At 70.0% G+C, this 14582-nt stretch carries 12 protein-coding genes; 2 read left to right on the top strand and 10 right to left on the bottom strand.

The features are described 5' to 3' along the window. Positions 1-6: 6 nt before the first annotated feature. Together GTY47_RS09260 and GTY47_RS09255 are read left to right on the top strand one after the other, a co-directional pair. Entirely contained in the window at positions 7-834 is an 828-nt protein-coding gene (locus GTY47_RS09260) for a DNA-formamidopyrimidine glycosylase family protein (RefSeq protein WP_010034742.1), read from the top strand. Between the two features lie 32 nt (positions 835-866). Next, positions 867-1631 carry an SDR family NAD(P)-dependent oxidoreductase gene (locus GTY47_RS09255; RefSeq protein WP_010034739.1) on the top strand — a complete coding sequence of 255 codons (765 nt, stop codon included), beginning with the start codon at positions 867-869 and terminating at the stop codon, positions 1629-1631. A gap of 59 nt (positions 1632-1690) precedes the next feature. Here GTY47_RS09255 and GTY47_RS40740 read toward each other — a convergent pair whose 3' ends face one another. The 10 genes from GTY47_RS40740 to GTY47_RS09210 form a co-directional block, all read right to left on the bottom strand. Next, complete coding sequence (locus GTY47_RS40740; RefSeq protein ID WP_010034738.1) at positions 1691-1948, bottom strand: hypothetical protein; 258 nt, start codon at positions 1946-1948, stop codon at positions 1691-1693. Between the two features lie 175 nt (positions 1949-2123). Next, on the bottom strand, positions 2124-2594 hold the full coding sequence (locus GTY47_RS09250) for a DNA starvation/stationary phase protection protein (RefSeq protein ID WP_010034736.1): 471 nt from the start codon (positions 2592-2594) through the stop codon (positions 2124-2126). 234 nt (positions 2595-2828) lie between these two features. Continuing rightward, complete coding sequence (locus GTY47_RS09245; RefSeq protein ID WP_003993396.1) at positions 2829-3209, bottom strand: helix-turn-helix transcriptional regulator; 381 nt, start codon at positions 3207-3209, stop codon at positions 2829-2831. Between the two features lie 109 nt (positions 3210-3318). After that, complete coding sequence (locus GTY47_RS09240; protein ID WP_010034723.1) at positions 3319-3864, bottom strand: CinA family protein; 546 nt, start codon at positions 3862-3864, stop codon at positions 3319-3321. Then, positions 3861-4733 (bottom strand): CDP-diacylglycerol--glycerol-3-phosphate 3-phosphatidyltransferase, encoded by an 873-nt coding sequence (pgsA, locus tag GTY47_RS09235; protein ID WP_029180807.1) that lies wholly within the window; start codon positions 4731-4733, stop codon positions 3861-3863. The genes GTY47_RS09240 and pgsA overlap by 4 nt, the downstream gene beginning before the upstream one ends. Continuing rightward, positions 4730-6211 carry a 30S ribosomal protein S12 methylthiotransferase RimO gene (gene rimO / locus GTY47_RS09230; RefSeq protein WP_078602746.1) on the bottom strand — a complete coding sequence of 494 codons (1482 nt, stop codon included), beginning with the start codon at positions 6209-6211 and terminating at the stop codon, positions 4730-4732. Before rimO ends, pgsA begins: the two co-directional genes overlap by 4 nt. A 93-nt stretch (positions 6212-6304) precedes the next feature. Continuing rightward, on the bottom strand, positions 6305-7153 hold the full coding sequence (locus GTY47_RS09225) for a helix-turn-helix domain-containing protein (RefSeq protein ID WP_010034715.1): 849 nt from the start codon (positions 7151-7153) through the stop codon (positions 6305-6307). Positions 7154-7416: 263 nt separating this feature from the next. Beyond that, on the bottom strand, positions 7417-10152 hold the full coding sequence (locus GTY47_RS09220; protein ID WP_010034713.1) for a DNA translocase FtsK: 2736 nt from the start codon (positions 10150-10152) through the stop codon (positions 7417-7419). Between the two features lie 127 nt (positions 10153-10279). Beyond that, positions 10280-10960, bottom strand: a complete 681-nt coding sequence (locus GTY47_RS09215; RefSeq protein ID WP_010034711.1) for a response regulator — start codon at positions 10958-10960, stop codon at positions 10280-10282. A gap of 307 nt (positions 10961-11267) precedes the next feature. Continuing rightward, on the bottom strand, positions 11268-14582 hold a 3315-nt coding region (locus GTY47_RS09210), incomplete at its 5' end, for a HAMP domain-containing protein (protein WP_158688385.1).

The raw sequence follows: 14582 nt of genomic DNA, 5'->3' as shown, positions 1-14582 counted from the left end.
TGACCCATGCCCGAAGGTGACACGGTCTGGCAGACCGCGAGCCGGCTGCACAACGCCCTCGCGGGCAAGGTGCTGACCCGTAGCGACCTCCGGGTGCCCCGGCTCGCGACGGCCGACCTCACGGGCCGTACGGTCCTCGACGTCACCGCGCGCGGCAAACACCTCCTGACCCGCGTCGAGGGCGGCCTGACCCTGCACTCCCACCTGCGGATGGACGGTTCCTGGAAGGTGTACGCGAACGGCCGGCGCTGGAGCGGCGGCCCCGGCCACCAGATCCGCGCGATCCTCGGCAACGCCGACCGCACGGCCGTCGGCTACCGCCTCCCCGTCCTGGAGCTCCTGCGCACCGCCGACGAGCACCGCGCGGTCGGCCACCTCGGCCCCGACCTCCTCGGCCCGGACTGGGACCCCGACCGGGCCCTCGCCCATCTCCTCCAGGACCCCGCCCGCCCCCTCGGCGAGGCCCTGCTCGACCAGCGCAACCTCGCCGGTATCGGCAATGTCTACAAGAGCGAGCTCTGCTTCCTGCTCGGCGTCACCCCCTGGCTCCCCGTCGGCGACCTGCCCGCCGAGCGCGCCGCCCAGCTGCCCGCGCTCGCCAAGAAGCTGCTGGAGACCAACCGCGACCGCCCGATCCGCAGTACGACGGGCCGCCGCGGCCAGGACCTCTTCGTGTACGGCCGGGCCCCCCGCCCCTGCCTGCGCTGCCACACCTCCGTCCGTGTCGCCGACCAGGGAGACGGCTCCCGCGAACGCCCCACGTACTGGTGCCCCGCCTGTCAGCGGGGCCCCGCCCCGGCCGCGTCCCCGACCCGGCGCAGTCGCGCCCATTGACGACCCGTCAGAAACGCTCGTACGGTCCCTGTATGCCCGTCACGGCGTACGACCTCACCGGCCGCGCCGCTTTCGTCACCGGAGCCGCGAGCGGCATCGGCCGGGCCTCGGCACTCCTGCTCGGGGAGGCGGGCGCCACCGTGCACTGCGCGGACCGCGACACCGAGGGCCTGCACGAGACGGCGGCCCTGATCAAGGACGGCGGCGGCACCGCCCACACCCACGACCTCGACGTCACCGACCGCGCCCGGCTGAGGCAGGCCATCACCTCCTGCGAACGCCTGGACATCCTGGCCGCGATCGCCGGGATCATGCACAGCAGCCCGGTTCTGGAGACCCGGGACGAAGATCTCGACCGGGTGCTCGACGTCAACTTCAAGGGCGTGCTGCACGCCTGCCAGGAGGCGGCCCGTCTGATGATCGCCCAGGGCTGCGGGGGCAGCATCGTCACCATGGCCTCGGGCGCCGTCGACACCGGCGCCCGCGGGCTGCTCTGCTACGGCGCGGCCAAGGCGGCGGTGGTCCAGCTGACCAAGACCCTCGCGACCGAGGTCGGCCGGCACGGGATCCGCGTCAACGCGGTCGCTCCCGGCTGGATCCGTACCCCCATGACCGACCGCCGCGACAGCGAGGCCCAGGCACACACCGAGGCCCTCATGACCCGCATGTCCCCGTTGGGGAAGGTCGGCACCCCCGAGGACATCGCCCACGCGGTCCTGCACCTGGCATCCGACGCCTCGGCCTTCACGACGGGCCAGATCGTCCGCCCGAACGGCGGCGTGGCGATGCCCTGGTAGACACACCTGGCACACACCCACCCAAGACCCCCGCGCCCCCGAAGCACCCGCCCCCGACATCACCCCCTCCGCGACACCACCCCCCGGCGCCCCACCGCCAGCACCCTCCGCCACCGCCCCGTACCAACCGCCGCGCTCGCCCGCCCCTTCGGCACGCAATGCACCGGCAGCACGCTCAACCCCCACCCCCCGGCCGCGACCGTCGCCTCCAGCACCCCGGCCCCGGGCGCGACCACCAGCCGCAGCACCGCCCACCACCACAGCGCCCCCAGCCCCAGCACAGCTCCGCGGGCCCCCCAGCGCCCTATCCCCGCCATGGCCGCCACCTCCAGCCCGACGCTATGGGGCCGCGCGGGCCGGCGGACAGGGCGCACCAACGGCACACGGGCGCACCGCGCACCCCACTGCGCCGGGCTGCGAGACCGCGAGCGGCGAAGCCCTGAGCGGCGATGTCTCCGCTCGGCCCGTCTCCCGCTGCCGCGCCCTCTCCGGTCACCCGTTCTCGGCCTGGAACATCCAGTGATGCTTCTCCAGGTCCGCCGTGATCCCGATGAAGATGTCCTGGCTCACGGGATCCGGCTCACCGGTCGCCTCGACCCGTTCCCGCATCCGCGCGATCACCGCGCCCAGCGCCTCGACGAGCGCCCCCACGGCGGTCGTGTCGTCGACCCACCCCTCGGGCGTCACGCCGATCCCGCTGCCGACGGCGACCGTCGCGGCACGCCCGTCGGGCGGGATCCCGAGCGCCGCGGCGCGCTCCGCCACGGTGTCGGAGTACTTCCGCGCGGTGTCGACGACCTCATCGAGCTGGAGGTGTACGGAGCGGAAGCGCGGCCCCACCACGTTCCAGTGGATCTGCTTCGCCACGAGGGCGAGGTCCACCAGGTCGACCAGGGCGCCCTGCAACGCCTCGGAGACGGTCTTCAGGCTCGCGTCGGACAGCGGGCTCTTCACGACGTACATCCGCACCTCCGTTGGCTGCCCCCCGCCATCCCCTCAACGATGACCGCCGCACGCCCCACCGGCAAACGCAAACAAAACGGACAGGCCGATGCTGGGCGGCCCCGCGCAAGCGAAAACCCCGGGCGCACCCCTCCGGATCTCCCGGAGAGGCCCGGCCGGGGCCTCACCACACCTTCTCAGCGCCTCGTCGGCGTCCCACGCTTCACACGGCGCGAGCCGCGTCCGCGTACACGCTCACGCGGCGACGACGTCCACCGCCTCGGCGGGCGCCTTGATCGTCACCCGTTCCGGTGGCACACCGGTCACCGAAACGGAACCCAGCATCGGGCGAACCGGCGTGGGCACAGGTTCGCTGGGGGTGGCCGCAGCGGACTGGGCCAGCTCGGCCAGGGCGAGCTCGTCGCTCACTTCCCGCATGAGCTCGGACATCCGTACGTCCAGCGCGTCGCAGATGGCGGAGAGCAGTTCGGAGGAAGCCTCCTTCTGCCCCCGCTCCACCTCGGATAGATAGCCGAGTGAGACTCGGGCGGACGAGGAGACTTCGCGCAGAGTACGGCCCTGGCGCTGGCGCTGCCGACGCAGCACGTCACCCAGCAGGCGACGGAGCAGAATCATCGGTGGCTCCCTCCTCGGACCGCGTAGCCGCATCCATTACGCCCCACCGTACCGCCTTGCGCCGCGGCCGTGCGGGGAGCGATGTCGTGTTCACTCAGGGCTGCAAACATCAAAACCCCCCGTTCCGTTCCGTATCCTGTGCCCGCTCATTCCCAGTCTGTTCGCCCGCAAGCTCCTTCAGGAGCAGTGCGAGTACGCTCCGTACACTCTCTCTACGAATTTCCTCGCGGTCGCCGTTCAACCGCAGAGCCTCCACTTTTCCGCCGCCGGCAGAACCGGAATCGGCCCTCAGGGGTCCGTCCACGGCGACGAAGACCGTCCCGACGCTCTGTCCGTCCTGCGGCTCGGGACCCGCGACACCGGTGGTCGCGATGCCCCAGTCCGTGCCGAGCGCCTTACGCACTCCGGCCGCCATCTGGGCCGCGACCTGCGGATCCACCGCTCCTCGCGCCGCCAGCAGGGCGGCGTCGACGCCCAGTAGGTCATGCTTCAGTTCGGTGGCGTAGGCCGTCACCGAGCCCCGGAAGACCTTGGACGCCCCGGGGACGGATGTGATCTCCGCCGCTACGAGGCCACCGGTCAGCGACTCCGCGACGGCGAGCGTCCTGCCCTTCACCGTGAGTAGTCGCACCACGTCGGTGGCCGTGGAACTCACGCTTCCTTCTCCTCCAACGCGGCCTTGCGCTCGGCGATTCCCCGCCTGCGCAGCACAATGGCCTGTTTCACATAGTCGAGCCCGGTCACCACGGTCAGAACGACCGCCGCGGCCATCACCCAGAACCTCAGGGTGGCCAGCCACCCCGTCAGCGCCAGCACGTACATGCCCACGGCCACGCCCTGGGTGAGCGTCTTGAGCTTGCCTCCGCGGCTGGCCGGGATGACGCCGTACCGAATGACCAGAAAACGCAGCAGCGTGATCCCGAGTTCCCGGCCGAGGATGACGCCCGTCACCCACCACGGCAGATCGCCGAGCGCGGACAGACAGATCAGCGCCGCCCCCATGATCGCCTTGTCGGCGATGGGGTCGGCGATCTTCCCGAAGTCGGTGACCAGGTTGTACGTGCGCGCCAGATGACCGTCGAAGAGGTCGGTGATCATGGCGATGGCGAAGGCCGCCCAGGCGAGGGCCCGCCACGCCGGGTCGTACCCGCCGTCCGCGAGCATCAGCGCCACGAAGGCCGGTACGAGGATCAGCCGGAGCATGGTCAGGAGGTTGGCGACGTTCCAGACGCTGGCCTGGTTGACGGCCGCGGCAGCCAGCTTCCCGCCCCGTGCCGGCTTCCCGTCGTCCTGCGCGTCGACGACGGCGCTCTCCGCGCCGTCACCGGCGGCGGCCCCGCTGTCACCCACGCCGGACGCCGCACCCTGCCGTGCACCCGGCGCCGCGCCGGACGCACCGCCCTCGGTCGACCGCGCGGCCGACCGGCCCATCGAAGCCCCGGGAACCTTCCCCGAAGCCGCACCGGCCGCGGCCCTCCTCGCGCCGGAGGGGCCTCCCGCCGCGGATGCCGGAACACCGGTCATCTGCCCGCCTCCTCACTCCACGCCGGCGACGCGAACGAGCCCTGAAGCGGCTCGGCCACCAGGTCGACGCCCTCCGTACCGACCACCTTCGCCTCGACCATACGGCCGCTGCTCAGGCCCGCGCCGCTCGTGAGCAGCACCTGGCCGTCCGTCTCGGGCGCCTGGTGCGCCGCCCGGCCGTACACGCCCTCCTCGTCGTCGACGGACTCGACGAGCACGTGCACCGTCTGGCCGACGCGCTCCTCGGCGCGCTGCGAGACGAGTTCCTCGGCCAGCCGCGAGACACGGGCCAGCCGCTCGGCGACGACGTCCTCGTCGAGCTTGTTCTCGTAGGTCGCCGCCTCGGTGCCCTCCTCGTCGGAGTAGCCGAAGACGCCGATGGCGTCCAGCCGCGCGCCGCTGAGGAACCGCTCCAGTTCGGCGAGGTCGGCCTCGCTCTCGCCGGGGAAGCCGACGATGAAGTTGGAGCGCACGCCGGCCTCGGGCGCCTTGCTGCGGATCGTGTCGAGCAGCTCCAGGAACCGGTCAGTGTCGCCGAAGCGGCGCATCGCGCGCAGCACACCGGGCGCGGAGTGCTGGAAGGACAGGTCGAAGTAGGGCGCGACCTTCGGGGTCGACGTCAGCACGTCGATCAGGCCCGGCCGCATCTCCGCGGGCTGGAGGTAGCTCACCCGGACCCGCTCGATGCCGTCCACCTCGGCGAGCTCGGGCAGCAGCGACTCCAGCAGGCGGATGTCGCCGAGGTCCTTGCCGTAGGAGGTGTTGTTCTCGGAGACCAGCATGATCTCCTTCACGCCCTGCTCGGCCAGCCAGCGGGTCTCGTTCAGCACGTCGCTCGGGCGGCGGGAGATGAAGGAGCCACGGAAGGACGGGATGGCGCAGAAGGAGCAGCGCCGGTCACAGCCGGAGGCGAGCTTCACGGAGGCCACCGGGGAGCCGTCCAGACGGCGGCGCAGGGGCGCGCGGGGGCCGGAGGCCGGAGCGAGGCCCTCCGGGAGGTCCGCGGGGGCGTGTCCGGGCAGCGCGACCTCGGCGGCCGACTCCTGCCGCTCGGCCGGGCTGATCGGCAGCAGCTTGCGCCGGTCGCGCGGGGTGTGCGAGGCGTGGATGCCGCCGTTGAGGATGGTCTGGAGGCGGTCCGAGATGTCCGTGTAGTCGTCGAACCCGAGTACACCGTCGGCCTCGGGGAGGGCTTCGGCGAGCTCCTTGCCGTACCGCTCGGCCATGCAGCCCACCGCCACGACGGCCTGGGTTCTGCCGTGTCCCTTGAGGTCGTTGGCCTCCAGGAGGGCGTCGACGGAGTCCTTCTTGGCGGCCTCGACGAAGCCGCAGGTGTTCACGACAGCGACGTCCGCGTCCTCGGCGTCCTCCACGAGCTGCCAGCCGTCCGCCTCCAAACGGCCTGCGAGCTCCTCCGAGTCCACCTCGTTACGGGCGCAGCCAAGGGTGACGAGTGCGACGGTACGGCGTTCAGGCATGGGCTCAAGAGTACTTCGTCCCGCTGACACCCCACGTCGACGGGGTTGGCCGTTTCCAGGCCAACCCCGTAGTGACGGCACCCTTCCGCCCGGTTACCCGGCCTCGGGGTCACCCTTCGTGTACGTCAGGCGCTCCACGGAGCCCGGCTGGAAGTCGTCCTTGATCTTCTTGCCGTTGACGAAGAGGTCGATCGCACCGGCGTCACCGAGGACGAGGTGCACCTTCGAGCTGTCCTGGAAGGTCTTGGTCTCGCCCTGCTTGAGGAATCCGTCGAAGAGCAGCCGGCCGTTGTGGTCCTTGGCGGAGATCCAGCTGCGGCCGTCGGCGGCGGCCACCTGGACCGTCACCTTGTCCTGGGGCGCGGCGGCGATGGCGCTGTCGGACGCCTCGGGCTTGGGGTCAGTGGGCTTCTTGGTCTTGGTGGTCGGCGAGGCGGAGTCGCCGGGCGTGGAGCCCTCGGCCACGTTCGCCTCGCCGCCGCCGTCGTCGCCGCCCTGGAACATGGTGAACCCGACGAATCCGATCACGGCGACGATCGCGGCAACCATGGCGGCGGTCCAGTTGGGCCCCCGCCGCTCCGGACGGATGCGCTCCGCCTCGAAGAGGGGAGCTGCCGGGGTCGGTGCCGGGCGCCCGCCGTGCTCGTCGCCGTACTGGTCGAGCAGCGGCGCGGGGTCGAGGTGGACGGCCTTGGCCAGGGTCCTGATGTGCCCTCGGGCATAGACGTCACCACCGCAGGCGGTGAAGTCGTCCGCCTCGATGGCGTGCACGATGTTCATGCGGACCCGGGTGGCGCTACTGATGTCGTCGACGGTCAGCCCAGCGGCGATACGCGCCTGCTGAAGGGCACGGCCGATGGAGGGGCGGGCTTCCTCGCGGTCTTCTTCGACGCGCTCGTCTTCGAACGGACGCTCGTCTTCAGGGGAGTTGCCGATGGACACGGGGGCGCCTTTCGAGCGTGTAGCCGCCTGTGCTGGAGGTTCAGTCTAGGGGGGGTACAAAAGGGTGGGGCAACCGGGCGGTGGCACTTTGTACGCCATCGGAATGGCCCGACATTCCGATGGTGGGGAAGCTGTTCGTCGTTTCCCTCAACTTGACGTACGCCGAAGGGAAACGGTTGCTCGATGCCCCCTTACGGGTGAGTCACGATCCGGACACCCGATTGCAGTACGACTCGGCGTGGCGACCGGTGTGAACCGCTTCCCTACCCTTCAGACTCCCCCCGGATCAGCGCGAGCACGCCATCCAGCTCATCAGGCTTCACAAGAACGTCACGAGCCTTGGAACCCTCGCTCGGCCCGACGATGTTCCGGGACTCCATGAGGTCCATCAGCCGCCCGGCCTTGGCGAAGCCGACGCGCAGTTTGCGCTGGAGCATGGAGGTCGACCCGAACTGCGTGGAGACGACCAGTTCGGCCGCCTGGCACAGCAGGTCGAGGTCGTCGCCGATGTCCTCGTCGATCTCCTTCTTCTGCTTGGTCCCGACGGTGACGTCGTCCCGGAAGACGGGCGCCATCTGGTCCTTGCAGTGCCGGACGACGCCCGCGATCTCCTCCTCGGTCACGAAGGCGCCCTGCATACGGGTCGGCTTGTTGGCACCCATCGGCAGGAACAGCCCGTCGCCCTTGCCGATGAGCTTCTCGGCGCCCGGCTGGTCGAGGATGACCCGCGAGTCGGCGAGCGACGACGTGGCGAACGCCAGCCGCGACGGCACGTTCGCCTTGATCAGGCCGGTGACGACGTCGACGGACGGCCGCTGTGTGGCGAGCACCAGATGGATGCCGGCCGCGCGCGCGAGCTGCGTGATGCGCACGATCGCGTCCTCGACGTCGCGCGGCGCGACCATCATCAGGTCGGCGAGCTCGTCGACGATGACCAGCAGGTACGGGTACGGCTGGAGCTCGCGCTCGCTGCCCTCGGGCGGTTTGACCTTGCCCTCGCGCACGGCCCGGTTGAAGTCGTCGATGTGCCGGTAGCCGTAGGCGGCCAGGTCGTCGTAGCGCAGGTCCATCTCGCGCACGACCCACTGGAGCGCCTCGGCGGCCCGCTTGGGGTTGGTGATGATCGGAGTGATCAGGTGCGGGATGCCCTCGTAGGCGGTCAGCTCGACCCGCTTGGGGTCGACGAGGATCATCCGGACGTCCTCGGGGGTCGCCCGCATCATGATCGAGGTGATCAGGCAGTTGATGCAGGACGACTTGCCGGAGCCGGTGGCGCCGGCGACCAGCATGTGCGGCATCTTCGCCAGCGAGTGCATGACGTAGCCGCCCTCGACGTCCTTGCCGAAGGCGACCAGCATCGGGTCGTCGTCCTCCGCGGACTCCGCGAGCCGCAGTACGTCACCGAGGTTGACCATCTCCCGGTCGGTGTTCGGGATCTCGATGCCGACCGCGGACTTGCCGGGGATCGGGCTGATGATCCGCACGTCCGGACTGGCGACGGCGTAGGCGATGTTCTTGGCGAGCGCGGTGATCCGCTCGACCTTCACGGCGGGGCCGAGCTCGATCTCGTAGCGCGTGACCGTCGGCCCGCGCGTGAAGCCGGTGACGTTGGCGTCGACCTTGAACTCGGTGAAGACGTTGGTGAGCGCGGCGACTATGGCGTCGTTGGCTGCGCTGCGGGCCTTGCCGGGGCCGCCGCGCGTGAGGAGGTCGAGCGACGGCAGCGCGTAGGTGATGTCGCCGGACAGCTGGAGCTGTTCCGCACGCGGCGGCAGGTCGCGGGGCTTGGCGGGCGGGGACTTGGTGAGGTCGCGGACACCCGCCCTCGGCTTCTCCTGCTCGGGCTCGCCCTGTGTGAGCTTCTCCTGCTGGGGCCTGGCGGCCGGGACGGGCGTCGGCGTGGTCGCCTCGCGGTCCCCGACGCTCACGCCCTGGGTGAGGTCGGCGACGATCGGCGAGGGCGGCATCCCGTGCAGCACGGCCCCGTCGAGCGCGGCGGCCGCCGCCGCGGCGACGTCCACGGCGTCCATGGGCCGGTCCATGTCGGGCTGCGGCACCGCCGACCGCCGGGGACGGCCGCGGCGCCGGGAGAGCGCCTCCTGCTCGGCGCTGTCGGGGTCGTACGCCCCGGGCGCCGGCGTGCGCCTGCCGCGCGGCCGTGCGGGCAGCGCCTCACGCCACTGCTCCTCGTAGCGCTCGTCGTCCTCCCCGAACTCGTCGTCGGCCGGGTCTCGGAGAATCCCGAGCCGCACCCCGGCGTGCCGCAGCCGCTGCGGGATGGCGTTGACCGGCGTGGCCGTGACGACCAGCAGCCCGAAGACCGTCAGCAGCACGAGCAGCGGCACGGCGAGCACGTCGCCCATGGCGTACGACAGCGGGGTCGCCATGGCCCAGCCGATGAGGCCACCGGCGTCCCTTATCGCCTGCATGCCGTCGCCGCGGGCGGGTGAGCCGCAGGCGATGTGGACCTGGCCGAGCACGCCGATGACGAGCGCGGACAGGCCGATGACGATGCGTCCGTTGGCCTCGGGCTTCTCCGGGTGGCGGATGAACCGCACGGCGATGACGGCGAGCAGGATCGGCACGAGCAGGTCGAGCCGGCCGAAGGCACCGGTCACCAGGATTTCGACCAGGTCGCCCACGGGGCCCTTCAGGTCGGCCCAGGTGCCCGCGGCGACGATCAGCGCGATGGCGAGCAGCAGCAGGGCGACACCGTCCTTGCGATGGGCCGGGTCGAGGTTCTTGGCACCCTGCCCTATGCCGCGGAACACGGCGCCCACGGCATGGGCGACCCCGAGCCACAGGGCGCGCACGAGCCGGTAGATGCCCCCGGTCGGGCTCGGAGCCGGTTTGGGCGCGACCTTCTTCGCCGCGGCCTTCTTGGCGGGCGCCTTCTTCGCGGGAGCCTTTTTGGCAGCGGCCTTCTTCGCCGGAGCCTTCGCCGAACCGGCCGCCTTCTTCGCGGGCGGCTTCTTGGCTGCGGAGGGACGTGAGGCCATGGGTGTGAGGTTACCGGGGGAGACGACAAGGGACACGTGTGCCTACGGCTTCACCCGTTCGTGTCGCTCCGGGAGAGGCACGGAATTGACGCTGACTCATGGGCGGGCAACCTCGCCTGCCCGGGCGTCAGTTCTGCGAGGACACCGACGATGTGGTCCCGGTGCCCGGCTCCAGCGCGTCCAGCGCCCGCCGCAACCCCGTGAGCTTGCGCTCCAGATGGGCCGCCGTGGCCACCGCCGCGGCGTCCGTCGAATCGTCGTTGAGCTGCTTGGTCAGCGCCTCGGCCTGTTCCTCGACGGCCGCGAGCCGAGCGGAGAGCTCGGCGAGCAGCCCGGCCGACTCCTTGGCCTCACCGCCCGCGTCCTTGCCGTTGCCGTCCAACTGGAGCCGCAGCAGCGACGCCTGCTCACGCAGCTGGCAGTTCTTCATGTACAGCTCGACGAAGACGGAGACCTTCGCGCGCAGCACCCACGGGTCGAACGGCTTGGAGATGTAGTCGACCGCGCCGGCCGCGTAACCCCGGAAGGTGTGGTGTGGCCCGTGGTTGATCGCGGTGAGGAAGATGATCGGGATGTCCCGGGTCCGCTCCCGCCGCTTGATGTGCGCGGCTGTTTCGAAGCCGTCCATGCCCGGCATCTGGACGTCCAGCAGAATGACCGCGAAGTCGTCCGTGAGCAGCGCTTTGAGCGCTTCCTCCCCGGACGATGCCCGCACCAGCGTCTGATCGAGCGCAGAGAGGATCGCCTCCAGCGCAAGCAGATTCTCCGGCCGGTCATCGACCAGGAGGATCTTGGCCTTCTGCACCATGGCCCGCCCTCCTCGCCCCGGCGTGGGGCCTCCCCTGTCCGCAGGACCTGGGGGTGCACCGGTGGGTGCCGCCCCAGGGGACGACTCCCTTGCGCCGCCCGTCCTTGTGCCGGTCATCGTAGCCGCACCCTGCCTGTCACCACACCCTGTCACCGGGATGTCACTGTGCACGTAGCAGAAACGCAGCAGGAGACCAGAAGGTTCCCCAGATCTCGTACTTCTACACGACTATGCGCACACCGAGTCCGCAACTCCGTGTGAACACCGAACCTTCCCGCCAACGTTGCGTAACGGTCCAACGTTCCCCTCATTCCCCTCGCATCCACTGATCCATCACCGTCAGCAGGTGATCGGGGTCGACCGGCTTCGTGACGTAGTCGGAGGCGCCCGACTCGATCGCCTTCTCCCGGTCGCCCTTCATGGCCTTCGCGGTCAGCGCGATGATCGGCAGTCCGGCGAACTGCGGCATCCTGCGGATCGCCGTGGTCGTCGCGTACCCGTCCATCTCGGGCATCATGATGTCCATCAGGACGACCGCCACGTCGTCGTGCTGCTCCAGCACCTCGATGCCCTCACGGCCGTTCTCCGCGTACAGCACGGACAGGCCGTGCTGCTCCAGGACGCTCGTCAGCGCGAAGACGTTGCGGATGTCGTCGTCCACGATCAGGACCTTCTGGCCGCCGAACCGGATGCCGCGCTGCGTCTTCGGCGCCGTCTCCTGCTCCGCGGGCGTCCACTGCTCCGGCTGCGCCGGGCGCGGTGCCAGCTCCGGCATCCTGCGCCGCCGCCGGAACAGGGCGGCCGGCCCGTTCTGCGTCTCGTTGTACGACTTCACCTCGGCCGGCGTCTCGACCTCGACCTCGGACAGCTCGGACAGCTCCGACGTCGACGTCATCAGGTCACCGGCCTCCAGGGCCGGCAGCTGCTGCTGGTAGCCCTGCGGCGGCAGTTCGCTCGGGTGCAGCGGCAGGTACAGCGTGAACGTCGAGCCGCGGCCCGGCTCGCTCTGCGCGTGGATCTCACCGCCGAGCAGCTGGGCGATCTCCCGCGAGATGGACAGCCCGAGACCCGTACCGCCGTACTTGCGGCTGGTCGTGCCGTCGGCCTGCTTGAACGCCTCGAAGATCACCCGCATCTTGCTGGACGCGATGCCGATCCCGGTGTCCGTCACGGAGAACGCGATCAGCTCGGCGTCCGGATCGGTCAGCGACCCGGTCTCCAGCAACTGCTCCCGGATCTTCTGCGGCACGTCGTCCCGCGCCGGCCTGATGACCAGCTCCACCGACCCGGAGTCGGTGAACTTCACCGCGTTGGACAGCAGGTTGCGCAGCACCTGCAGCAACCGCTGCTCGTCGGTGTGCAGCGTCGCGGGCAGCTCCGGCGAGACCCGTACGGACAGGTCCAGGCCCTTCTCCGCGGTCAGCGGCCGGAAGGTGGCCTCCACGTAGTCCACGAGCTGGACGAGCGCGATCCGCGTCGGGGAGACGTCCATCTTGCCCGCCTCGACCTTCGACAGGTCGAGGATGTCGTTGATCAGCTGGAGCAGGTCGGAACCGGCCCCGTGGATCGTCTCGGCGAACTCGACCTGCTTCGGGGAGAGGTTCCCCTCGGCGTTGTCGGCGAGCAGCTTGGCCAGGATCAGCAGCGAGTTGAGCGGCGTACGCAGCTCGTGCGACATGTTCGCCAGGAACTCGCTCTTGTAGCGCATCGACACGGCGAGCTGCTCGGCGCGCTCCTCCAGGACCTGCCGCGCCTCCTCGATCTCGGTGTTCTTCACCTCGATGTCGCGGTTCTGCTGGGCCAGCAGCTCGGCCTTCTCCTCCAGTTCGGCGTTGGACGCCTGGAGGGCCTTCTGCCGCTGCTCCAACTCCGCGGAGCGCTCACGCAGTTGTTCGGTCAGCTCCTGCGACTGCGCCAGCAGCAGCTCGGTCTTGGTGTTGACGGAGATGGTGTTGACGCTCGTCGCGATCATCTCCGCGATCTGGTTGAGGAAGTCCTTCTGGATCTGGGTGAACGGCGTGAAGGACGCCAGCTCGATGACGCCGAGCACCTTCCCCTCGAACAGCACCGGCAGCACGATCACCTGCGCGGGCGGCGCCTCCCCGAGCCCCGAGGAGATCCTCAGGTAGCCGCTGGGCGCGTTCTCCACGAGGATCGTGCGCTTCTCCGTGGCGGCCGTGCCGATGAGTGCCTCACCGGGCTGGAACGACGTCGGCATGGAGCCCATCGAGTAGCCGTACGAGCCGAGCATGCGCAGCTCGTACTGGTCCTCGTCCGCGGCGTTCATGTCCTCGCCGTCGACGAGCGGCATCGCCAGGAAGAACGCGCCGTGCTGCGCGGACACCACCGGCGTCAGCTCGCTCATGATCAGCGAGGCCACGTCCTCCAGGTCGCGGCGGCCCTGCATCAGCGCGGAGATACGGGCCAGGTTGCCCTTGAGCCAGTCCTGCTCCTTGTTGGCGATCGTGGTGTCGCGCAGGTTGGCGATCATCTTGTTGATGTAGTCCTGGAGCTCCTGGATCTCCCCGGACGCGTCCACGTCGATCTTCAGGTTCAGATCGCCGCGGGTCACCGCGGTCGCCACGCGCGCGATGGCACGCACCTGCCGGGTCAGGTTCCCGGCCATCTCGTTCACGGACTCGGTCAGGTCCCGCCAGGTGCCGTCGACGTCACGCACGCGTGCCTGGCCGCCGAGCTGTCCCTCCGTGCCCACCTCGCGGGCGACCCGGGTGACCTCCTCGGCGAACGACGACAGCTGGTCGACCATCGTGTTGATGGTCGTCTTCAGCTCGAGGATCTCCCCGCGCGCGTCGATGTCGATCTTCTTCGTCAGGTCACCCTTGGCGATGGCCGTGGTCACCATGGCGATGTTGCGCACCTGACCGGTCAGGTTGGACGCCATCTGGTTCACGGACTCGGTCAGGTCCTTCCACGTACCGGCCACACCCGGCACGTGCGCCTGCCCGCCGAGGATGCCGTCCGTGCCCACCTCACGGGCCACCTTGGTGACCTGCTCGGCGAACGAACTCAGCGTCTTCACCATCGTGTTGATGGTGTCGGCGAGCTGCGCGACCTCACCGCGCGCCTCGATGGTGACCTGCCGCGTCAGGTCACCGTTGGCGACCGCCGCCGAGACCTGGGAGATGTTCCGCACCTGAGTGGTGAGGTTCTTCGCCATCAGGTTGACGTTGTCGCTCAGGTCCTTCCAGATGCCCGTGACGCCCGGCACGTGCGCCTGACCGCCCAGGATGCCCTCGGTGCCCACCTCGCGGGCCACCCGGGTCACCTGCTCGGCGAAGGAGGACAGCTGGTCGACCATCGTGTTGACGGTCGTGACGAGTTCGAGGATCTCGCCCTTGGCGTCGACGGTGATCTTCTTCGACAGATCGCCCCGGGCGACCGCGGTCGTGACCTCCGCGATGTTGCGCACCTGGATGGTCAGGTTGTTCGCCATGCCGTTCACGGACTGGGTGAGGTCCTTCCAGGTGCCGGAGACGCCCTGCACCTCGGCCTGGCCGCCCAGGATGCCCTCCGTACCCACCTCACGGGCCACCCGCGTGACCTCCTGGGCGAACGACGACAGCTGGTCCACCATCGTGTTCAGGGTGTTCTTCAGCTCCAG

It is taken from the genome of Streptomyces sp. SID5464 (assembly GCF_009862985.1).
GTDB lineage: Bacteria > Actinomycetota > Actinomycetes > Streptomycetales > Streptomycetaceae > Streptomyces > Streptomyces chartreusis_D.
This window is presented reverse-complemented; position numbering and strand designations above follow the sequence as displayed.